This window comes from Flavobacterium sp., from assembly GCF_024710485.1.
GTDB lineage: Bacteria > Bacteroidota > Bacteroidia > Flavobacteriales > Flavobacteriaceae > Flavobacterium.
Map to the genome: position 1 here is coordinate 21,557 of NZ_JANJUQ010000035.1, position 23,073 is coordinate 44,629.

At 39.4% G+C, this 23,073-nt stretch carries 21 protein-coding genes; 6 read left to right on the top strand and 15 right to left on the bottom strand.

Annotated features, from left to right (window positions below):
- Position 1: 1 nt before the first annotated feature.
- The 3 genes from Q0M21_RS09530 (at position 2) to acs (ending at position 3,912) form a co-directional block, all read left to right on the top strand.
- Positions 2-1,225, top strand: coding sequence for an ABC transporter permease (locus tag Q0M21_RS09530; RefSeq protein WP_295337530.1), 1,224 nt, complete (start codon positions 2-4; stop codon positions 1,223-1,225).
- Between the two features lies 1 nt (position 1,226).
- A complete protein-coding gene (locus Q0M21_RS09535; protein ID WP_295337548.1) occupies positions 1,227-1,898 on the top strand; it encodes an ABC transporter ATP-binding protein in 672 nt (223 codons plus the stop codon).
- 106 nt (positions 1,899-2,004) lie between these two features.
- Positions 2,005-3,912, top strand: coding sequence for an acetate--CoA ligase (gene acs, locus Q0M21_RS09540; RefSeq protein WP_295337550.1), 1,908 nt, complete (start codon positions 2,005-2,007; stop codon positions 3,910-3,912).
- Positions 3,913-3,949: 37 nt separating this feature from the next.
- On the opposite strand, the gene Q0M21_RS09545 is transcribed toward acs, so the two are convergent.
- From Q0M21_RS09545 to Q0M21_RS09580, 8 genes are all read right to left on the bottom strand, one after another.
- On the bottom strand, positions 3,950-4,636 hold the full coding sequence (locus Q0M21_RS09545; protein WP_295337551.1) for a DUF4919 domain-containing protein: 687 nt from the start codon (positions 4,634-4,636) through the stop codon (positions 3,950-3,952).
- A 127-nt stretch (positions 4,637-4,763) separates the two neighbouring features.
- Entirely contained in the window at positions 4,764-6,245 is a 1,482-nt protein-coding gene (locus tag Q0M21_RS09550; RefSeq protein WP_295337552.1) for a glycoside hydrolase family 32 protein, read from the bottom strand.
- A 9-nt stretch (positions 6,246-6,254) separates the two neighbouring features.
- Positions 6,255-6,917 carry a GDSL-type esterase/lipase family protein gene (locus Q0M21_RS09555; RefSeq protein ID WP_295337553.1) on the bottom strand — a complete coding sequence of 221 codons (663 nt, stop codon included), beginning with the start codon at positions 6,915-6,917 and terminating at the stop codon, positions 6,255-6,257.
- A 21-nt stretch (positions 6,918-6,938) separates the two neighbouring features.
- Positions 6,939-7,331, bottom strand: coding sequence for a DUF1801 domain-containing protein (locus Q0M21_RS09560; protein ID WP_295337554.1), 393 nt, complete (start codon positions 7,329-7,331; stop codon positions 6,939-6,941).
- 84 nt (positions 7,332-7,415) lie between these two features.
- On the bottom strand, positions 7,416-7,946 hold the full coding sequence (locus tag Q0M21_RS09565; protein ID WP_295337555.1) for a DUF4199 domain-containing protein: 531 nt from the start codon (positions 7,944-7,946) through the stop codon (positions 7,416-7,418).
- 109 nt (positions 7,947-8,055) lie between these two features.
- The gene (locus Q0M21_RS09570) at positions 8,056-8,472 is read right to left on the bottom strand and encodes a DUF5004 domain-containing protein (RefSeq protein ID WP_295337556.1); all 417 of its coding nucleotides are present in this window, start codon (positions 8,470-8,472) and stop codon (positions 8,056-8,058) included.
- Between the two features lie 91 nt (positions 8,473-8,563).
- Complete coding sequence (locus Q0M21_RS09575; RefSeq protein ID WP_295337557.1) at positions 8,564-9,295, bottom strand: hypothetical protein; 732 nt, start codon at positions 9,293-9,295, stop codon at positions 8,564-8,566.
- Between the two features lie 176 nt (positions 9,296-9,471).
- Positions 9,472-9,855, bottom strand: a complete 384-nt coding sequence (locus Q0M21_RS09580) for a hypothetical protein (RefSeq protein ID WP_295337558.1) — start codon at positions 9,853-9,855, stop codon at positions 9,472-9,474.
- Positions 9,856-10,148: 293 nt separating this feature from the next.
- Between Q0M21_RS09580 and Q0M21_RS09585 the strand changes: the two genes are divergently transcribed.
- Positions 10,149-10,571, top strand: coding sequence for a hypothetical protein (locus Q0M21_RS09585; RefSeq protein WP_295337559.1), 423 nt, complete (start codon positions 10,149-10,151; stop codon positions 10,569-10,571).
- A 31-nt stretch (positions 10,572-10,602) separates the two neighbouring features.
- Here the strand turns inward: Q0M21_RS09585 and Q0M21_RS09590 are convergent, their stop codons facing one another.
- Entirely contained in the window at positions 10,603-11,397 is a 795-nt protein-coding gene (locus Q0M21_RS09590) for a hypothetical protein (RefSeq protein WP_295337560.1), read from the bottom strand.
- 187 nt (positions 11,398-11,584) lie between these two features.
- Positions 11,585-14,179: an ATP-dependent chaperone ClpB gene (clpB, locus tag Q0M21_RS09595; RefSeq protein ID WP_295337561.1), complete on the bottom strand. Its 2,595-nt coding sequence runs from the start codon at positions 14,177-14,179 to the stop codon at positions 11,585-11,587.
- A 195-nt stretch (positions 14,180-14,374) separates the two neighbouring features.
- Here clpB and ytxJ point away from each other — a divergent pair, with 195 nt between their 5' ends.
- Positions 14,375-14,761, top strand: a complete 387-nt coding sequence (ytxJ, locus tag Q0M21_RS09600) for a bacillithiol system redox-active protein YtxJ (protein ID WP_295337562.1) — start codon at positions 14,375-14,377, stop codon at positions 14,759-14,761.
- Positions 14,762-14,807: 46 nt separating this feature from the next.
- Here ytxJ and Q0M21_RS09605 read toward each other — a convergent pair whose 3' ends face one another.
- The 4 genes from Q0M21_RS09605 to thrA form a co-directional block, all read right to left on the bottom strand.
- Positions 14,808-15,992 (bottom strand): hypothetical protein, encoded by a 1,185-nt coding sequence (locus Q0M21_RS09605; protein ID WP_295337563.1) that lies wholly within the window; start codon positions 15,990-15,992, stop codon positions 14,808-14,810.
- Positions 15,993-16,021: 29 nt separating this feature from the next.
- Complete coding sequence (thrC, locus tag Q0M21_RS09610) at positions 16,022-17,308, bottom strand: threonine synthase (RefSeq protein ID WP_295337564.1); 1,287 nt, start codon at positions 17,306-17,308, stop codon at positions 16,022-16,024.
- Positions 17,309-17,378: 70 nt separating this feature from the next.
- Positions 17,379-18,299 carry a homoserine kinase gene (locus Q0M21_RS09615; RefSeq protein WP_295337565.1) on the bottom strand — a complete coding sequence of 307 codons (921 nt, stop codon included), beginning with the start codon at positions 18,297-18,299 and terminating at the stop codon, positions 17,379-17,381.
- Between the two features lie 80 nt (positions 18,300-18,379).
- Positions 18,380-20,827, bottom strand: a complete 2,448-nt coding sequence (gene thrA, locus Q0M21_RS09620) for a bifunctional aspartate kinase/homoserine dehydrogenase I (RefSeq protein WP_295337566.1) — start codon at positions 20,825-20,827, stop codon at positions 18,380-18,382.
- A 393-nt stretch (positions 20,828-21,220) separates the two neighbouring features.
- Between thrA and hutH the strand changes: the two genes are divergently transcribed.
- Positions 21,221-22,723 carry a histidine ammonia-lyase gene (gene hutH, locus Q0M21_RS09625; protein WP_295337567.1) on the top strand — a complete coding sequence of 501 codons (1,503 nt, stop codon included), beginning with the start codon at positions 21,221-21,223 and terminating at the stop codon, positions 22,721-22,723.
- Here hutH and Q0M21_RS09630 read toward each other — a convergent pair.
- Complete coding sequence (locus Q0M21_RS09630; protein WP_295337568.1) at positions 22,712-23,071, bottom strand: DUF1304 domain-containing protein; 360 nt, start codon at positions 23,069-23,071, stop codon at positions 22,712-22,714. The genes hutH and Q0M21_RS09630 overlap by 12 nt on opposite strands.
- Positions 23,072-23,073 lie beyond the last annotated feature (2 nt).

Genomic DNA, 23,073 nt, shown 5'->3' on the forward strand with positions numbered 1-23,073 from the left:
CATGAACATCAATTCGGTCATCGCCAAAACGTATATCGTTTCTAACAAAAAGCTTACTGTTGTTGCGGTTTTGGGAGTGGTTTTGGGCATGTCTATTTACATCTTTATGAACAGCATGATGGTGGGTTTTGATAAAAGTTCTTACGCCTCCATCTTTAAAACCACCAGTCACATTCGCGTTTACAAAGACGACGAAATCAGTAAGCCTTTAACAGTAGGACAATCCGCAACGCCCATTATCATCAATCCGAAGGTAGTACCGGTGAACAATACTATTATCAATCCCAATTTGGTCATCGAAACGATACTAAAGCAACCGGAAGTAACGGTAGTAACCCCTCAGGTAAATTCGAATGTGTTTTACAACAACGGAAAGTCGCAAATCTCCGGTATCGCTGTAGGCATCAAACCCGATGAGGCCAATTTGATGTACGATATCAAATCGTTTATGGTAGAAGGCAATTTTGAGATGCTTAAATCCAATCCGAACGGCATAGTAATAGGCAGTGGCATAGCCGCTAAGATGAATTTGGCAGTGAATGACAACTTAAGCCTAACATCTTCCAAAGGGGTGAATCGCACTTTTAAGGTCATCGGGATATTTAAAACCAACAATTCCAACACGGATAAAACCAAGTCCTATATCAATATTTCGGCTTCACAACAGTTACTAAAAGAAGGAACGAGTTATATAACCGACATCAACGTAAACATAACCGATCCTGAAAATGCAGAAGCGGTAGCTAAAAAAATAGAGGTGCTCTGTGGCTATAAAGCGGAAGGCTGGAAGCAAGCCAACGAGACTTTAATGGCTGCCAACAAAATGCGAAAGATGATCATCACCTTTGTTTCCCTCACCATTTTACTGGTGGCCGGATTTGGGATATACAACATCTTGAACATGACGGTTTCTCAAAAAATAAACGACATCGCCATATTAAAAGCCATGGGATTTAAAGGCAAAGACGTGATTCGAATTTTTGTTACCCAAGCGGTATCCATTGGTGTCATGGGGGTGATTGGCGGCGTAGTTTTGGCCACTATTTTAATTACTTTATTGAAAAGAGTGTATGTTGGTGGCGATATAGGGTATTTTCCTATTGATTACGAAGCCTTAAAGTTTGTACAAGGCATTGGTATCGGATTGATTATTACCTTTTTTGCGGGTTACATTCCGGCTAAGAAAGCTGCTAATGTAGATCCGGTGGCTATTTTAAGAAAATAAAATGAACATACTCGAAACCAAAAATATCGATAAGTTTTTCCATCAGCCCACCGAGTTTCAGGTGTTGAAAAACATTTCTTTCGATGTCAAAAAAGGCGAATTTCTCTCCATGATAGGCAAATCCGGTAGCGGTAAATCTACTTTATTGTACATTCTTTCTACTATGGATACCGATTACAGTGGCGAATTGTACATCGACAATCAATTGGTTACCGGTTTAAGTACAGATGCTTTGGCTGAAATCAGAAATCAAAAAATTGGATTTGTGTTCCAGTTTCATTACCTGTTACCCGAGTTTTCGTGTTTGCGCAATGTAATGCTCCCTGCGCTTAAATTAGGCCAATGGTCGGAATCCGAAATAGAGCAACGCGCTTATGATAAACTCGATATGCTGAGCTTAAAAGACCAAGCCTTGAAGCCGGCCAGTAAACTCTCCGGCGGACAACAACAACGAGTAGCCATTGCCCGCGCCTTAATTAATGATCCGCTGATTATAATGGGCGACGAACCTACGGGGAATTTGGACAGTAAAAATACGGCTGTCGTTTTTGATATTTTTCAGGAACTCACGCAAAACTTCGGACAAACTATTATAGCCGTTACCCATGATGATGACTTTGCTAAAAAAAGCGACCGCATTATTGAAATGAAAGACGGTGTGATTCTTACTTAAAAAGGACAGAAGCTAACGTATATACTTATTTAGCAAGAAAAATTAACATTGGACTAACAGAATAGCTATATTTACATAACAAAATGATAATAAAAGAAGATTTACAATGAGTTATTACAAAATACTGAATTTAGAGCATTACTTTAAAATGTATAAAAAATCGGTTCGCGAGCCGCGTAAGTTTTGGGACCGTATTGCCGATGAAAACTTTACATGGTACCAAAAATGGGACAAAGTATTTGAATTTGATTTTCAGGAAGCTAAGTTCAAATGGTTTGTAGATGCCAAAGTGAACATCACCAAAAACTGTATTGATAGGCATTTAGCCCGTCGCGGCGATAAAACAGCCATCATCTTTGAACCGAACAATCCCGATGAACCGGCGCAGCATATTACTTATAATGATTTGTACGCACGCGTATCTAGGTTAGCTAATGTATTGCGTGATCAAGGGGTGCAGAAAGGCGATCGCGTTTGTATTTATTTACCCATGATTCCGGAATTGGCCGTAGCCGTGTTAGCTTGTGCCCGAATTGGTGCGATTCACTCGGTGGTATTTGCCGGATTTTCTGCTTCGGCAGTAGCAGCGCGTATTAACGACTGTGAGTGTAAAGTAGTGATTACTTCCGACGGCAGTTATCGTGGTAACAAATCTATCGACTTAAAAGGCATAGTGGACGAAGCTCTGGAAAAATGTCCAACGGTGGAAAAAGTATTCGTGGTGAAAAGAACCAACACGGAAGTAACCATGAAAGAAGGTCGTGATTATTGGTTGCAACCGCTCTTAGACGAAGCCATTCCAAACAACGTAGCCGAAATTATGGATGCGGAAGACCCGTTATTCATCTTGTATACTTCGGGTTCTACCGGAAAACCAAAAGGGATGGTGCATACCACCGCCGGTTATATGGTATACACCGCTTATACTTTTAAAAACATCTTCAACTACGAAGAAAACGATATTTATTGGTGTACCGCCGATATTGGTTGGATAACCGGACACTCTTATATCCTTTACGGACCACTACTAAACGGTGCTACAACTGTTATTTTCGAAGGCGTACCATCATATCCTAACTTTAGTCGTTTTTGGGAAGTGATTGAAAAACATAACGTAACCCAATTCTACACCGCGCCAACCGCGATTCGTGCCTTGGCAAAAGAGAGTTTGGATTACGTTCAAAAATTCCCGTTGAGCTCTTTAAAAGTCATTGGTTCGGTAGGCGAACCGATTAACGAAGAAGCTTGGCACTGGTACAACGATCACGTAGGCGGAAAACGTTGTCCACTGGTAGATACTTGGTGGCAAACCGAAACCGGCGGCATTATGATTTCACCTATTCCGTTTGTAACGCCAACTAAACCAACTTACGCTTCTTTGCCTTTACCTGGAATACAACCCGTATTAATGGATGAATTGCGCAACGAAATTGAAGGCAATCAGGTAACCGGAAGTTTGTGTATTAAATTCCCTTGGCCGTCTATTGCCAGAACCATTTGGGGCGATCACCAGCGCTATAAAGAAACCTATTTTACTGCTTTCCCTGGCAAATATTTTACCGGAGACGGCGCGTTACGTGATGAAGTTGGCTATTACCGAATAACCGGTAGAGTTGATGATGTAATCATTGTTTCAGGACATAATTTAGGTACGGCACCAATTGAAGATGCCATTAACGAACACCCGGCGGTAGCTGAAAGTGCTATTGTTGGCTTCCCACATGATATCAAAGGAAACGCCTTGTACGGTTTTGTGATTTTGAAAGAAGTTGGAGAAAGCAGAAACCAAGAAAACTTAGCCAAAGAAATCAACCAATTGATATCTGACCAAATCGGACCTATTGCCAAACTCGATAAGATTCAGTTTGTGTCCGGCTTGCCTAAAACGCGTTCTGGTAAAATTATGCGCCGTATATTGAGGAAAATAGCGGAAGGCGATTTCTCGAACTTCGGTGATATTACCACGCTATTGAATCCGGAGATAGTCGAAGAGATTAAAAACGGTAAGTTATAAAGAAAAAAACTCTGAACCAGCGTTCAGAGTTTTTTGTTTAATCTTTCAGTATATCGGATAATCTATTCAGACTAGCGCTAATGTCGAAATACAAACCTTTGATACCATAGGAGTTTTCTGCCAGTGTTAGATAGTCGTAAGTACCGTCAACCAAACTTTGACTGCCACCATATTGAAGTCCCAAGATTGAAATCATATCGTATTCATGAGGTACATTAATTACATAGAATGCATTTTCTTTAGAAGTTCCGTCTCCGGTACTGAATATGGCGTCTACTATAATGCTTATTTGAATAGCACTGTTTTTGGCTTCAGTCAAATTATTTTGTTTCTCATAGGCATAAGACATAATGTTTAGCGTTCGCAAGTCAAAAGGATTTTCTTGTAAAACTTTAGCACCATAGGAGATTATTTTTTTGAAATCGGTATCTTCTAAATCTCTTTTTTTCAGAACTCCTCTCAAACTGTCATTCGCTTTGCCGGTGTAAAAACTGGAATATTTATCTGAGTTTGTAAAACCGTAATACAAATGGCGCTTTTCTTCTATGGTCATAGTTGTGTCCGCCGAATTGAATTTATTGACCAATGTTTCATAAAAATAGGGCGACTTTTTATTGGTCACTTCTTTTTTGATGGCTTTGTAATCAGGTTTTACAAATTTTTTGTTTTGTGCCGTAACAGTTAGTGTCGTAATAACTAAAAAAAATAAAAAAAGTTTTTTCATGGTAAATCTTGTATAATGTTGGCGTAATTATTTGATAGAAAAAATACGAAATTTCAGTAAATATAGATTAAATAATCAATTATTCCTGAGCGACTTAATAAAGAATAGTTCAGTGATAAATAATCCGTTACCAAATTCTGGAAACAGCATTAATTTTTAACTGTTGCAGCGGTATTTGATCTTTTGTGATAATTTTTAACACCGAATAACTTTCGTTGGGAAAGAATAAGTTGGTCATGGAATACTTTCCGTCATTCAACAGAATTTCTACGGATGATTTGTCTAATAACAATTGTACTGAAGTGATTTTATCCTGAATTGGCATGACTTGCGGTTTGGCGGCAAAACTTTCCTGAAAGTTTGTTTGTCCCGAATTACTGCGGTCGGTTACTACTATATTGCCTACTATGGTTAGAGTGAAAACTTCTCCTTTAGTGTTACTTAGCGAAATAATAGCATCAGTAGGTTGGCTGAAACTGAACATAACTTCGCTTTGTGATAAATCGATTTCCTTTTTCTCGAAAGGTGTTGCTACTTGATTTTGTGAGAAAAGTGGTTTTGTCAATCCTGTAAATTGAGGTATCATTTTTTGGTTTAGATGGTATTCGTTTTTGTCGTTTACCAATTCTAATTCACGAGGCAAAGTCATGGCGCCGCGCCAAATCTCGGTTGGTACTTTTGTAGCATATTGCCAGTTGCTCATCCAGCCTAAAATAATTTTTTTGTCGTTTGGAGTATTCGAAAATGTCACTGCAGCGTAATAATCCGTACCGTAATCCAACCATTTGGCTTTTTGGGTTGGGATAAATGTTTTCCCGTCAAAATCGCCTATGAAGTAGCGTGTACAAGAGCCTCCATTCGGCCCTTTGTCGCCGTGATTGACAATCATAATCCATTTGGCTTCTCCCGAAGTCGTTTGCATCGGAAACAAATCAGGACATTCCCAAACACCTAGTTCCGAACTTTTCTCAGTCGGTTTAAATACACTTTCTTCTTGCCAAGTTTTTAAATTCGGTGAAGAAAACAATTTGATTTTATCGCCTACAGCCAAAGCCATAATCCATCGGGAAGTTTGTTGGTGCCAAAATACTTTTGGATCTCTGAAATCCTGCTCGCCGGAGTTGTTTAGGACCGGATTGTTTTGGTACTTGGTCCAGGTTTTACCTTCATCTAAGCTATAAGCAATACCCTGACTTTCCGTATTCTTTTTCCCGGCTTTCCAAATTTCATCGTTATGATAGGTAAAGATGGTGATCATAGCATTTTTTCCAAATCCAGCGGTATTGTCTTTGTCGATTACGGCACTACCCGAAAATATCCATCCGAGTTTATCCGGATACAAAGCAATCGGTAACTGTTTCCAATGAAGTAAATCGGTACTTTCCGAATGTCCCCAATGCATGGGACCCCAAACGATATCGTCGGGATAATATTGGTAAAACATGTGGTATTTTCCGTTTAAATAAACCAATCCGTTTGGGTCATTCATCCATTTGGTCGGCGGGGTGAAGTGGTATTGCGGTCGGTACGGTTCGTTGTAACTTACGGTGTTTTGCGAGCATACTAACTGACACAACAAAAGGGTAAAAAGTATAAATTTTGATTTCATAACAGTTGTTTAAAATGATAAGGCTTTTAACAACAAAGCTTCCATTACTTTATATCCGTTGGGATTAGGATGCACGCCGTCTTCTCCGAATTGGTATTGTAATCCTTTATCAGCATCTACCATTACTGAATAGTAATCTACATAAGTGATTTTGTTTTTCAAGGCGTATGCTTTAATCTTTTTATTCAATGCGATAACTTTATCTGCCGGATAGATTTTCGAATTCCACCAAAATTTATTGGCCGGTAATACCGAACACAATATAGGCCTGATTTTATGCGTTTTGGCCATGTTAACCATGATCTCGATATTGTCAAAAACGGCTTCTAAAGTAATTGGACCGGTGTTTTCGGCTATATCGTTAATGCCGGCTAAAATGACTACTGTTTTGGGTTTTAAAGCGATTACATCCTGTTTGAATCGCGCAACCATTTGCGAGGTCGTTTGTCCACTGATGCCTCGATCAATTAGCGGATATTGGGCAAAGAAATCGGGACTGTTGGTTTTCCAAAACTCAGTGATGGAATCGCCCATCAATACTACAGCATTTTTCACGGGTGTTAACGATTGGTTCTCGGATTGGTATTTCTTGAGGTTGGCCCACTCTTTTACTTGGGCATAATTATAGTTAGTAAACAACAATAGTAAAATTGAGGTAAAAATGTGTTTCATTTGAATTGATTTATAACAGTTTTATTTCAATCGTTCCAATACGCCTTTGCGCTTCACGATGTTTTTGTAATCCCATTGGATGTCTTTTGACTTTTGCAACCAGCGATTCAAATCACTTTGGTTAATTTGCTGAATAGTAGTGAAATTAATGGATGCGTCTTTGAATTTTCCGGTTCCGGGCTGCAAGTCTTTTTCTTCGAAACTGACACCGCTCCAAAACAGCAATCGGATGCCGCTTTTTAATTTGCTGTATCCTACAATCGGATTGCCATCGAGAAACCAAACCGGATGCGCGTGCCATATTTTACTTTCGGCTTCGGGTAAATTTTGATGGATGATTTCTGCCAACTGCTGACAAATCTTTTGCTCCTCGGGTGATTGATAGTTGTTGTATTGTTCTATGCTTGTTGTCATGTTTTTTTTCTATTCCATAAATATAAAAAAATCCCCAAATAAAGTTGAGGATTTTTATGTTGTTTGTGGGAAATGTGTTTATGCCTATGCAGTCTCGGTTGGTTTTCTTTTCAAAATAGCAGCACTAATTACAGGGACTAACAAACCAATAGGAATCATGATTTCCATGTAAGTGAACAAGATAATCCACAACGGGTTTTTATACAGCTCTTTATAATAGAGAATCTTTTCTTTCTCTGCCTGAAATTCTGCTGCCGGAAGGGCCTTCTTTTCTAAAGCAATAATTGAGTTCTCAGCGTATTTCTCCATAAAATCCGGAAAGATAAAATGGTGCTCTACCATCCAAGTTCCGACATAAATGGTGGCTGTGATGAGTGACATCAGCATACCGACTTTTAGTGCTTTTCCAAAAGTGATAAATCCGCCGTTCTGTTTGTTGCGGTAATTTTTCACCCCTAAAAAAACAAAGGTATAAGCCACTAACATGCCGGCAAAGCCAAATACCATTCCCAAATCATATTCGGGATTGTACATATAAACTCCGGCACCGATGCCCATAAAAGCGGTTACAATGAGTCCGGCAATGAGTCCGTATTTAAAAATGGTGTTTTTCATAATAAATAGTTTGGATTAGGTTGGTTATTGATTGGTTTTTTAAATCATACTTTAGCGTGATTTTAAACGAATCAGGTTAAAGTAGGAGTGACTTTTTTTTAAATTGTAATTATACTTTTTTCATCAGCATTTCAATTTGAGCATCTTCTATGAGAAAAATGATTTTTTTACCGTCTTGTTTTACGATAAAAGTAATATTCGAATAGCCTTCTTTTTTGAATCCTACTTTGATTTGCTTTTTCTTTTTATCGAATATCCATTGGTTTTTTTGGAACATTTTTACCAATTGTTGCATCATTTTGCTGTTGCTTTTGGAGTCAAAAATAAAACTGTGATCGGCATTGAAGGTATAAGTTGCTTTTTGAAAACCGCTAACCAATTCCTTGGTTTCGGCTTTGTCTGCGTCTTTTAAAGCAGTAGCCTTTTTGACTTTCCAAGTTCCTGTTATGGTAGTTTCGTCAATATTTTGACAATGCGTTACGGCAGTGGTCATCAAAAAGACAATTAGTATAAGAAGTTTTTTCATCAGTATTGTTTTTGCTCATGGCTAAGATAAAGAAAAAGCCCCAACCTTTAACGGTTGAGGCTTTTACTAACAATAATTTCAAAAATCAATATTAATCATCTAAGTCACAAGACTCTTCAATACTATTAGCAATTAAGTTGGCCAAGGCTTGGTTACCGTCGGTGTCATTTGGTCCAATTTCTATAAGACCGTCGCCGTCACCATCTACAGCACCGCTTAAATCAACCATACTCAATACTTGGTTTAAGTTGAAATTGAATACAATATCGTAAGAGTTATTACTAACCACTAAATTTTGGTTGGTATCTTCGTAGTCAATTTCAAAATCTTCGTCTACGTTGTGCCAGAAAACAAAAGGTGTTCCGTTGATGGTTCCGGTAATTTCAACAGACTTATTGAACATCGGAGAGTTGCTGTTGTTATTTTTGTGTAACTTGAATTCTACTTCTTCATAAGTACCGTTTGGAATGGTTACGGTAGTTACTACGGCGTTTTGGTTTAACAAATCCAATTCGAACGGACCATTCAATTCGAATTCATCATCTCCATTGTAAAAACCATCGTCGTCTGAAGAGTCATTGTTGTCATCATCAAAACCTTCTGCAAATTCAAATTCAATTTCTTTTAAATTGATTTTAAAAGATGATAAAACTACACTGCTGTTCATAGTTACCCCGTTGGCATTTCGATTAGCGGCAGTTGGGTTGTAAATACCGCGTGCTAAAATTTTCATAGAACTGTCTGCGCTTCCACTGTCGTTCGAACAAGAAGCCATTACTGCCATAAGGGCAAATAAAGCCAAAAATGTTTTCATGTTTTTCATAGTAATAAATAGTTTTAAGTTGTTATTGAAACAATTGTTTTTTTAAATTCCCTACCTGAACAATTGTTAAATTTTTCTTGCCGTGTTTTAATTGTTGATAATAAGCATTTTAGAGTAAAAAAATCCTTAACGAAATAATCGATAAGGAATAATTTAAGTTGGAATAAACGGAAGTACTACAACCCACAAAGGAGGATTGTGATTAAAATGGCAATAACCAGGGCAACAATTGTCATTGGGTTTACTTTTTGTTGTTGGTTTAGCATGGGAGTTGTTTGTTCTTCTATGGCTGAGTTGAGTTTGTTGAGTTTTTCCAGATGTTTTTCCCAGCCGCCGTGTAGGCATATGCTTCTCCCAAATTCCGTGATAGAATAGGTAAAAGACGCTGTCGCGCTGTGCTTTATCAATTCCTTTTGTTGCATGATTTCAGCTAACATTCTAGCCCCGCTAAGTTCCTTTCCTTCGTTATTTTTAAAATCTTTTAAGCTAAGTTGTCCATTGTCACTGATACAAAACAATTGTAGATTGATTGCGATGAGTCGGTTAATTTGTTCAATCATAATACAGCTCTTTAAATGTTGAAATAAAATCGGGATACTTCAGATTTATTCGTTCACAATAAGGATATAAACCCGTGCATAATATTCGAAATCGATTTGATTTTGGTTTTTTAAAAATGGCTGTTTTTAATTTTGACGGGACAACAAGATAGTAATTAGCAATGCTTTAGTCCCTAAAGCAAAGGCTTGAAAGAGCTATGTCATGTTGTTAAAACTGTTCATAACTCCTTAGAAGTTTTCGATGAACGGTACATTTTCCTTTTTATTTTTAAGAAAATCAAAAAAGAAAACGTATGAGGTTATTAAGAGTAATTTGTCTGTCGTTTTTAGGAATGACGATGTGCAGTTGGTCACAAACCAAAATTGAAGCCCAAGACGGCATACATTATATCACTACAAATATAGATTATCCCATTACCGGAACCTATTCGTTTAAAGGAGCCGAACCCTTGGTAGAACTCAATGCTACCGGAACAGGGTTTTACCAACGTCACGAACAACCCAAGAAAGCGATTACTTGGGGCATTGAATGTGATGAGTCCGGGAAACCCATTTTTAAAAAAGGGTTTGACAACGCTGCTTATACTTTATGGTACTTATACAGCAATCCCGAAACCGAAGACGAGAGATATTGGAAAGTCACCAGTTTCACCATTCATTTCAATAGTCTGAAAATGTTTATCCAAGGGGAAAGGAGTAAGGGGTTTACCGAGTAGCCATTTCTTGTACTTCTCAATCTAAATCAGTCTATTCGGCAATATCTTGTTGTAGCAGTAAGGTAGCACACAAATTAGCCAATAAAAAGCGCTCTTCAGGATTGTTCGAATTCAGATAAACCAATCCATTGTCCATTAACGAAACCGCGGCAACGGTTTGATTATCAGTATTACAAATTTCGTAGCCAATGGAACCCATCAAAATGGATTTAGGGCCTTTGCTCGTTTGCAATTGGGTAATGGGTTTTAGCGTGTAATATCGATTTTTATCATAGCCAAAATAGCCCACATATTGTTGGGCATCTTGCTGCGAAGCTTGATTGTCAAGTACCAATTCCCACGGTTTGTTGTCTTGATTAAGAAAAACCTGAGCATAAAACATATACGACTCTTCAATGCCTTTGCCGGTGATGTCTTTGATGATGTTTACAATGCTGTTGGGATTATTTCCGATTAAGATTCTTTCCGAAGCAAATTCGGTTGCGGCATACACATCGGTGTAGTTTTCTAATCCGTCTTTCATTTGAAATCCAAAGGTTTGATAACGGTCTCGGTTTTCCTCGGTAAGCACTTCGGGATACAAAAAATCAATTACAGGCGAAACGGAAACCGGTACTCGACTGTTTCCACCTTTGGTCCAAGAACGTTTGACCTTAGAAGTGTTGTATTCTCCAAAACTGAGTTTTTGATTAATTAAAATTCCTTGTCGGCCTTTGACTTTGTATTCTGTTAATGTATGGATATCAGCATTGCTGATGGCCGGTTTGAAAGGAGTGCAACTAACTGCTATTAGGCATAGGAATGCCAATGAAATCTGATTTTTCATGCGATTGATTTTGATTGATGATTGACCGTTAGTAGTGCATAGACTAAAAATGTTACAAGCAAGAGTTATATTTTCTTTTTGTCAACCAACAAAAAATCCCTGACAATTACAATAACTGTCAAGGATTTCCAATTAAACCAACCTTTATATTTTAAGTTTAGAGTCTCAGTACCCCTGTAATTCAGATTTAAACCACCTGATTTCTAAACACCAACTGTCCGTCAAAACAATCCAATAAAATAATACTGTCCGTAGTCACTTTACCCGCTAAGATTTCCTTAGACAATTGGTTCAGTACTTCGCGTTGGATGACTCGTTTTACCGGTCGGGCTCCAAACTGCGGATCGTATCCTTTCTCGGCCAAGTAAGCAATGGCTTCCGGTGTGGCATCCATGGTAATGTTTTGATGCGCCAGCATTTTAGTCACACTTTGCAACTGTAATCCAACAATTTGTTTGATGTTGGCTTCGGTCAACGGGGTGAACATCACAATCTCATCGATACGGTTAATGAATTCCGGACGAACCGTTTGTTTTAACAAGCCCAGCACTTCTGTTTTGGCGGCTTCCGTTGCGGCTTCGATACTGCCTTTTAGGTTTTCAAACTTCTCTTGTATGATGTGACTTCCCATGTTAGAAGTCATGATGATAATCGTATTTTTAAAATCGGCTAAGCGACCTTTGTTGTCAGTCAAACGACCTTCATCTAACACTTGCAACAAGATGTTGAAGGTGTCCGGATGCGCTTTTTCAATTTCGTCTAATAAAATCACTGAATATGGTTTTCTGCGCACGGCTTCAGTCAATTGTCCGCCTTCGTCATAACCCACATAGCCCGGAGGCGCACCTACCAAACGGCTCACACTATGGCGTTCTTGGTATTCACTCATATCAATACGCGTCATGGCATTTTCGTCGTCGAATAAATATTCGGCTAAAGCTTTCGCCAATTCGGTTTTACCTACACCGGTAGTTCCTAAGAATAGGAAAGTACCAATCGGTTTTTTCATGTCTTGCAATCCGGCTCGACTTCTGCGCACGGCATCGCTGATCGCTTCAATAGCTTCTTCTTGTCCGACTACTCTGTGGTGCAATTCGTCTTCCAAACGCAAGAGTTTTTCTCTTTCACCTTGTAGCATTTTGGTTACCGGAACTCCGGTCCATTTGGCAACCACTTCGGCGATGTCTTCGCGAGTCACTTCTTCTTTAATCAAAGAACTGCCGGCTTGGTTTTCGGCCAATTGCGTTTGCAAAGTTTCCAATCGCTCTTGAGCTTCTTTGATTTTACCGTAACGGATTTCGGCTACTTTACCGTAATCACCGTCGCGCTCGGCACGTTCGGCTTCCAATTTGAAATCTTCTATTTCTTGTTTTACGGTTTGTATATTGTCAACAACATCTTTCTCCGATTTCCATTTGGTAAAGATTTCGTTGCGTTCTTCTTTTAAATTAGCCAAATCCAAACCAAGCGACTTCAATTTCACTTCGTCATTCTCGCGTTTAATCGCTTCAATCTCGATTTCCAATTGCATGATCTTTCTATCCAATACATCGAGTTCTTCGGGTTTGGAATTGATTTCCATACGCAGTTTAGAAGCTGCTTCGTCCATCAAGTCGATGGCTTTGTCCGGTAAGAAACGATTCGTAATGTAGCGTTGCGATAATTCGACCGCGGCTATAATCGCATCGTCTTTGATGCGGACTTTATGATGGGTTTCGTATTTCTCCTTAATCCCGCGCAAGATGGAAATAGCGCTTTCAGTATCCGGTTCATCGACCATCACTTTTTGAAAACGACGTTCTAACGCTTTGTCTTTCTCAAAGTATTTTTGGTATTCGTCTAAGGTTGTGGCACCAATCGCTCTTAACTCACCACGAGCCAAAGCCGGTTTCAAGATATTGGCCGCGTCCATAGCGCCTTCGCCACCGCCGGCTCCTACGAGTGTGTGAATCTCGTCAATGAATAAGACGATGTCGCCTTCGGCAGAAGTTACTTCTTTTACGACCGATTTCAAGCGCTCTTCAAATTCTCCTTTGTATTTGGCACCGGCAATCAAGGCACCCATATCGAGTGAGTATACGATTTTGTCTTTTAAGTTTTCGGGTACGTCGCCATCTACAATTCGGTGTGCCAAACCTTCGGCTATTGCAGTTTTACCCACGCCGGGTTCACCTACCAACATCGGATTGTTTTTGGTACGACGGGTTAAGATTTGCAATACGCGTCGGATTTCTTCATCGCGACCAATCACCGGGTCGAGTTTGCCGGTACGGGCCAATTCGTTGAGGTTTTTGGCGTATTTGTTTAATGAATTGTATGTTTCTTCAGCAGAGGCAGAAGTCACCCTTTCTCCTTTACGGATTTCGGCTATGGCTGCTTCCAAACCTTTCTCGGTGACACCTTGGTCTTTTAAAATCTGGGCGACTTTACTCTTCGATTTGAAAATGGCCAAGAGCAAATGCTCAATCGAAACAAATTCGTCATTCATCTTTTTGGCAATGATGTTTGCTTCGGTCAAAGCCGTAGAAGTTTCGCGGGACAGCATTAAATCGCCACCCGAAACTTTCGGAAAGCTTTGCAATGTGCAATCGAGTATCTTTTTGAATAAGTCAACATTAACGTTGAGTTTCTTTAAAATAAAAGGCGTCACGTTTTCATCGACTTCCAAGATACCTTTGAGGATATGCTCGTTTTCGATTTGTTGGTGACCGAAGCCTTGCGCTATTTGTTGCGCTTGCTGAATGGCTTCTTGTGATTTAATAGTAAAATTGTTTGTGTTCATAATGTATTGTTCTCCTTTGTGTGTTGTTTTTGGAATAAAAGTTTTGAAAACTTCATGTTGTTGCCGTCAATTTATATTCCATTACGCTAAAGCCGACAAAATGGCTGATTTTTTTGGTTATCTTTGCGGTTCTAGAAGACAATTTGACGTTTGTAATGACGTTATGGCTTGATAATGAGTTAAAAAGGTTAAGATATGAGTTTGTTTAAAAACATGTTTGGTGGCTCAGGCGAATCAGAAAAGGAGAGCAAAATGGCTTGGCGAAAGTTGACTGATTTGGGTCAGCTGAACGAAATAGTAAATGAGTCAACCGAAAAACCGGTAGTGATTTTCAAACACAGCACCCGCTGCAGTATCAGCCGTATGGCGTTGCGTCAGTTTGAGCAAGAGTTTAGTTTGGAAGGAAAAGTAGTACCGTATTATTTAGACTTATTAGAACATCGCGACATTTCCAATGAAATAGCCAACCGATTCGGCGTGTATCACCAATCGCCCCAATTAATTGTCATTAAAGACGGCAAAGCCATTTACGATCGTTCCCATGAAAGCATTGATGCTACTAAGTTGGTGGATTTTGTATAACAGCAATTTCATAATAAAAAAGCCGTTTTCATTAACGGCTTTTTGTTTATCTCCTGAATCGGTTTCGGGTAATGATGTCTTTTAGTTTAGCTTTTAAATCGTTGCCGGTGTCGAAGACCATTTGTTCGTTAGACGGAAACGGCACCGCTCTTCGGTCAAAGTATTGGAAATAATCCTGGTCACAAGCGCGTTTATCCCCACGGTACTTGGCATACATGTAGTTGAAGGTAAATTTGCTGGCCAAAGGAAAAGTTTGTAACAACTGATTGGTGTTAAAATCGATGTAATCTACTTTAGCTGTTACCTGACAAGCTTTGAATTGCGAGAATTCGTATATTGTAGCGCGAACTGTTCGCATATCATCTACTTTTACCGGATTGCCTAAACTGTCCTTTACCACGTGGCCATTGGCGTCGAGTAGGTTTTTGAGGCCGACTTTAATCACTTTCTCTTTTTGCAGTTCACGCTCTTTGATTTGCTCTGGTGAGATGTTGATTTGACGGAAGTTCACCACCAAACCGTAATCGTAATTGATGCCTTTAACGCGATTGCTGTGGTATACCGTCCATTTGTCGTTTAAACCGTAAGTGCTGAAATCCAACAAATCGTTTTCCAAACGTACCGGAATGACCATGTTGGTTTCGTTTTTTGTATACACACTCACGAAGTCGGTTCCTTTGATACGGGCTTCTTCAATGAGTTTGTCGGTGTCTTTGAAACCCGGACTCAAGTTTTTCAAATACATTAAATCATCATAAGCACGACGGACTACCATTTTGTCTTTATTGGCTAAAAGCGCTTTGGAGTTGTCGTATAAATATTTGGCTAAGGCATTTTTACTGCTTACAATTTGATCCGAATAATCGTCAAAAGGAAAAATAGCATCGCGACCTTCTTTAATCAATCGGACCGGTAGTATTGGGCGAATGTTTTCCTGACGAGCGTTGAGTTGGACATAGGTTTCATATATTTTTTCTAAATTCTGCGGATTGGCATCTTTAAACCAAGCATTGATATTGCGCAAATCGCGTTCTTTGGCTTTGGCAAAAGCTTCTTCAAGCATATACACATAATCTTGTTTGCCTTTAGCGGTTTTGTTACCACGCAAACCTTCTAGAGCATTTTGAATGGCACCATCATAATCGCCGGAAGTCAATAAGTCGCGGGTTTGACGAACACCGCAAGAAGAAAGAATCACTAAAAAGGTTAGGGCAAGCGTAATTTTTTTCATGTGTTGGATTTTGAACAAATGTAAAAAAATCAATCTAAAAATTGTTTGAGCTCTTCATAAGTCTTAATTTTTACCGAAACTTTCTCTTTGTTTAAAACACTTTCTATTTGTTCCGGAATAGGTAATTTCAAATCCAATAACGGTTCCACCACATCTAAAAACTTAATCGGATGTGCGGTTTCCAAGAAAACACCTATGCTTTCTGGATGTTTAGCCATTTCTTTTTTCAATCCTAAATAGCCTACAGCTCCATGCGGTTCGGTTATGTATTGGGTTCTATGGTAAATAGTTTGGATGGCTTTCTCCGTTTCAGTATCGGAAAACGAATAGGAGGAGAAGTCTTTTTCAAATTCTTTCAAATCAAATCGGTACAATTGCTGAATCCGAATAAAATTACTCGGATTGCCCACATCCATAGCATTAGAGATTGTGGCTACGGAAGGTTTTGGCTCGTAATTTCCGGCGACTAAAAATCGAGGTACAGCATCATTCGCATTGGTCGATGCCACAAAATGGGAGATAGGTAAGCCCAACCGTTTCGCCATAATGCCGGCACAAATATTACCAAAGTTGCCACTCGGACAGGATAAGATGAGTGGTTTGTTGTGCTTTTTTAATTGTTGGTAAGCAAAGAAAATGTAAAACATTTGCGGTAACCAACGGGCAATGTTGATGGAATTGGCTGAGGTGAGATTTTTGTGTTTCAGATTGTCATCTAAAAAAGCTTTTTTAACCATATCTTGGCAATCGTCAAAAAAGCCGTCTACTTCTAAAGCTTTAATGTTTTTTCCTAACGTAGTAAGTTGACGTTCTTGTATTTCGCTGACTTTACCTGAAGGATAAAGTATGACCACTTCAACGCCTTTTACGCCTAAAAATCCACTAGCCACGGCACCACCTGTATCGCCTGAAGTGGCTACTAAAACGGTGACTTTTTTATCATTGTTACGGTTAAAATAACCCAAGCATCTCGACATGAATCGGGCGCCAACATCTTTGAAAGCCATCGTTGGTCCGTGAAAAAGTTCTAACGAAAAAACACCTTCCTCAACCGATACACACGGAAAATTAAAACATAAAGTTTCCGCTATAATTTGCTTGAGTTCGGTTTCGGGAATTTCATCACCTATGAATTGCTTGATGGCTGCAAAGGCGATTTCTTCTTGGCTCAAGTTCTCTATGTTTTTAAAAAAAGAATGGGGAAGAGGTGTTATGGTTTCCGGGAAATATAAACCTCTGTCAGGAGCTAATCCTTGAATGACTGCTTCTTGGAAGCCTACTCTTGGCGCATTTTTATTTAAACTAAAGTATTGCATTTTTTAAGTATGATTTATGAAGTTGGAAGTACGAAATACAATTCACTTAGTACTTCGCACTTTGTACTTCTTACATTATTTTAACTCCTTCATCATTAATTTTAGAGACGTGCATGTCAAAATCAATCCCAATGTCAAGATAGCTGCTGCTCATGGCGTAGGCGACTTTCTCCGCTTTTTCTTGGCTTCTACACAAAGCAAAAATTGAAGGTCCGGCACCGGATATTCCGGCGCCTAAAGCTCCTGCATCAAGAGCCGCATTTTTTGCATTCTCAAATCCGGGAATGAGTTTTTGACGATGCGGTTCTATAATTACATCTTGCAGCGAGCGACCTATTAAGGCATAATCACTAGTGTACAAACCGGCTATGAATCCGCCTAAATTGCCACATTGCGTTATGGTGTCTTTTAGCGGAACGGCATTGGGTAAAACCGCTCTCGAATCGGAGGTTTTGAGCTCAATTTGCGGATGTAGGACTACTGCGAACAATTCGCTCGGACTTTGAATTTTAATCACATCCAACGGGTTATAGCCGCGAACCAAAGTAAAACCACCCAAAATACAAGGCGCTACGTTGTCGGCATGTTCACAACCGCTGGCCAAAGCTTCGCCTTTCATGGCAAAGTCAACCAATTCGTGTCGCGTAAAAGGTCTTCCTAATAATTCATTAATACCGAAAACTGCACCGGCAGCACTGGCGGAAGAACTCCCGATACCACTGCCGGCTTTGATTTTTTTATGGATTTCGATTTCGAAACCACAATCCGGATTAGCCGTATTTACTATAGCCAAAGCGGCAACACCGGCCACATTTTTTTCGGTTTCCAACGGTAAATCGGCGCCTGTGATTTTGGTAATCCGAATGCCTTTTTCGGCTGTTTTGCTTATAATCATTTCGTCTCCAATACCTTCTAAGCACAGGCCCAACACGTCAAATCCACAGTTGAGGTTGGCAATGGTAGCCGGACAGAATATTTTAATTTTGTTCATTTTCTGAGGTTTCGGGTTCAATGTTTCGTGTTCAAAGTTGGCATAACTCGCAACTTTGAACTCGCAACTCGTAACTTTTTTTAGACATTTCCAATCCTAATCACATCTGCAAAAATTCCTGAAGCGGTGACTGCGGCTCCGGCTCCGGCTCCTTTGATGATTAAAGGTTGGTCGACATATCGATCAGTGTAGAATTCGATGATATTGTCTTTACCTTCTAAATTGTAGAACGGACTTTCTTTCGGGATGAATTGCAAGCCTACAGCAGCTTTACCGTTGTCGAAACTCGCTACAAATTTGATGCGGGAATCTTTGGCTTGCGCTTCTTTGAGTAACTGATTGAAATGATTTTCGTGTTTGGCCAGTGAAGCGAAGAAATCTTCATTGTTAGTGGTTTGCATACATTCGTCCGGCAGGAAACAATTATTCTCAATCTGCTCCATTTCCATTTGATAACCGCTTTCGCGAATGAGAATTAGTATCTTTCTGGCTACGTCTACACCACTTAAATCAATTTTCGGGTCAGGCTCCGTAAATCCCTGAACACCTGCTTCTTTGACTACATCATGAAAATTGTAATCCTTACTGAAATTATTAAAAATAAAGTTCAAACTACCGGACAAAACTGCGTTGATTCGGTTGATTTTATCACCGGAAGCAATCAAGTGTTTCAGGGTATCGATGATAGGCAATCCGGCTCCTACATTCGTTTCGAACAAGAACGGTGCATTGTATTTTCGAGATAGGGTCTTGAGATTTTTATAATGAGTGTATTCCGATGAGCAGGCAATTTTGTTACACGTCACCACCGCAATATTTTGACTCAGGAATTGGTCGTAAATCCCCGCTATATCATGATTGGCTGTAATATCAACAAAGATGCTGTTGCGTAAATTTAAGGCTTTGGTTCGAGCGATAAAGTCAATCGGATTCGCTTTTTCACCCTGGTTTAACGCTTCTTTCCAATCTTTCAAGTTCAATCCTTCTTCATCAAATACCATTTGGCGGGAGTTTGACAAAGCGATAACACGCACATTGATTTTGAGGTTTTCTTTTAAGAATTTCTTTTGCTGACTAACTTGATCGATGAATTTTTCGCCTACGTTTCCAACACCCATTACAAATAAATTCATCTGTTTGGTATTGTCTTCGAAGAAACGCTCGTGTAAAGTATTCAATGCTTTTTTAACGTCTTTTTCGTTAATGACTACTGAAATATTTCGCTCCGAAGCGCCTTGGGCAATGGCTCGGATATTGACATTATTTTTGCCCAAAGTACTGAACATTTTACCGCTGATGCCTTGGTGGTTTTTCATGTTTTCGCCCACCAAAGCCACAATACACAATCCTTTTTCAACGATACAAGGATCAACTTTACCTTGAGCGATTTCCATTTCAAACGCTTGGTCGATGGCGATTTTAGCTTTTTCCGCATCAGAACTTAAAATCCCGACACAAATAGAGTGTTCAGAAGACGCTTGTGTAATGAAAATCACATTAATGTTTTCGTTGGATAACACCTCAAACAAACGCTTAGAGGAACCGGCTACGCCAATCATTCCGGAACCTTCCAAAGTCAGTAATGCAATATTGTCGATATGGGTAATCCCTTTAATAGGATTGCTTGAACTTTCAGGGGAATTGGAGATTAAGGTGCCGTAAGCTTCCGGTTCGAAAGTGTTTTTGATAAAAATCGGAATGCTGTCTTTCAATACCGGCTGAATCGTTGGCGGATACAATACTTTAGCGCCGAAGTGCGACAATTCCATCGCTTCCTGATACGAAATACTTTCGATAGGTTGTGCTTGTTTGACACTTTTCGGATTGGCAGTAAACATACCGTTAACATCGGTCCAAATTTCTAAAACTTCTGCTTTCACGGCTGCCGCAATAATAGCTGCAGTATAATCGGAACCACCGCGTCCCAAAGTAGTTGTATTGCCGTCGGAGGAAGATGCTATAAAACCCGGAAGCAAAGTAACTTGGGCGTTGTTGTTTTTGAAATAGTCAGTAATCAAAGTATTTGTAATGGAAAAATCGACTGCCGCTTTGCCAAAGTTGGCATTGGTTTTAATCAATTCCCGACTGTCTTTAAAAGTCGAGTTGCTTACCTTTTGCTTCAGCGCCACAGCAATAATTTGAGACGATAGTAATTCGCCAAAACCGGCTACTGTGTCAGCGGTTCTGCTGGATAATTCGCCTAACAAAAAGCAACCGTCTAAAAGTGTTTTCAAATGATTGATGTGACTGTTGACGGCATCAATAATCTCGCCTTGTTCGCTCAGTGGTATCAGTTCGTCTATAGCTTTTTTGTGCATTTGCTCTATTTGATCGACTATGTGTTTGTAAGCTTTGTCTTTGCTCGAAGCGGTTTTTCCGGCTAAAATTAGCAAATCGGTTACACTACTAAAGGCAGAAACTACAACGGCCAGTTTATTTTCTTTGCTTTTTTGAGTTATAATATCAAGGGTTTTGGCTATGTTTTGGGCATTGGCTACAGAAGTACCGCCAAATTTTAATGCAATCATGATTTTTAATGGTGAATTGTAAATGATAAATGATGAATTAACCCTCAACAGAGAGTCCTTAAATTTCGGATTATATGTGAAAATTATACCCCAAACGGGGTAGTGGTAGTTGATGTTGTGGTAACCAATACTGCAACCATAGTGTTGGTTGTAGCAGAGAAGGTGTATGTATTGGTTGAAAACATCATGTGTCAAAATTATAACTTTTTAGAATTTAAAAAAGCTTTTCTTAAATTTTTGAGAATATTTTAATAAAAAAGACTGTTTACTTGTGTAATATTTATATTTTAAATTATTTAATAAAGATTTTGATAATTTAGCAAAAAATACTCGACTAAATAGTTGCTTTTTACGGCTCGTTTGCTGAATTTTGAGCCTTAAATCCTAACCAAAATGGAGCATTCGCATTACATCAGCACCGATGTGTTGACCTTAGAGACTTTACAAGAGATTATTTCTGAGCATAAAACCTTAGCGCTTTCAGAAGAAGCCAAAATTAACATCCAACAATGTCGCGATTATTTAGACCGGAAAATGGCCTCTAATGAAACTCCGATTTACGGCATCAATACCGGATTTGGTTCGTTGTGTAATGTGAAAATTTCGAATGAAAATCTGTCGCAGCTCCAAGAGAATTTGGTCAAATCACACGCTTGCGGAACCGGTGAAGAAGTGCCTCAGGAAATCGTTAAACTGATGTTGTTGCTCAAGATTCAATCGTTGAGTTATGGTCATTCAGGTGTGCAATTGCAAACCGTTGAGCGTTTGGTTGATTTTTACAATCACGATATTTTACCGGTAATTTACACACAAGGTTCTTTGGGAGCGAGTGGCGATTTAGCGCCATTAGCCCATTTGTCATTGCCATTGTTAGGGGAAGGTGAAGTGTATTGCGACGGATTCCGTCAACCGGCCAAAAAAGTATTAGAGAAAATGGGTTGGCAACCGATAGTATTGCAATCGAAAGAAGGTTTAGCATTGCTCAACGGAACCCAATTCATGAGTGCTTACGGCTGTTTTATTTTGCTTAAAGCGATGAAATACTCTTATTTAGCCGATGTTATTGCTGCTGTTTCTTTAGAAGGGTTTGACGGAAGAATAGAACCGTTCAATGAGCTGATTCATTATGTTCGTCCTCACAAAGGACAAATCGTAACCGCTAACCGAATGACCGAATTGTTAGACGGCAGTCAGTTAATTTCACGCCATAAAGAACATGTCCAAGATCCATATTCGTTCCGTTGTATTCCGCAAGTACATGGTGCTTCGAAAGATACGATTGAATATGTGAAAAAAGTATTTAAAACCGAAATCAACTCGGTCACCGATAATCCGAATATCTTTAAAAACGAAGATTTAATTATTTCCGGCGGAAATTTCCATGGCCAACCTTTAGCCATGGCTTTAGATTTTTTAAGTATTGCTTTATCTGAATTGGGCAGTATCTCCGAAAGAAGAACGTATCAGTTGATTTCAGGTTTACGTGGTTTACCGGCGTTTTTGGTAGACAATCCGGGTTTGAATTCCGGTTTTATGATTCCGCAATATACCGCGGCAAGCATTGCCAGTCAGAACAAACAATTGGCTACGCCGGCCAGTGTAGACAGTATTGTTTCCTCTAACGGACAAGAAGATCACGTTTCTATGGGCGCGAATGCGGCTACGAAGTGTTTGAAGATTATGGAAAACCTGGAGCGTATTTTAGCTATTGAGCTAATGAATGCTTCTCAAGCCTTGGAATACCGCCGACCATTGCAGTCAAGTGAATTCTTGGAAAGTTTCGTTAAATCGTATCGTGAAGAAGTGCCGTTGGTAACGGAAGACCGAATTTTACATTACGACATTGAAAATTCAGTAGCGTTTTTAGAAAGTTTTGTGATTGATTTAGAAGAGTAGACTCAGTAATCCCAGAATAGCCGGAACCGCTTGTACCAAGAATATTCTTTTAGAAGCGGTTGCTGCGCCATAAATGCCTGCTAAGAGTACACAACTTAAAAAGAAGACGGCCACGTTTTTACTCCATAGTACATCACAAATCACTAGCGACCAAATTAAGCCTGCGGCCAGAAAGCCATTGTATAACCCTTGATTGGCTGCCAATACTTTGGTCTTTTCAAACTGATCTTCGGGTATGGTTTTGAATACTTTTTTGGCCCGTGTTGTCCAAGCAAACATTTCCAGCCAAAGGATGTAAACATGTAATACGGCAACCAATCCGATGATAATTTGAGAGAGTAAAGTCATTG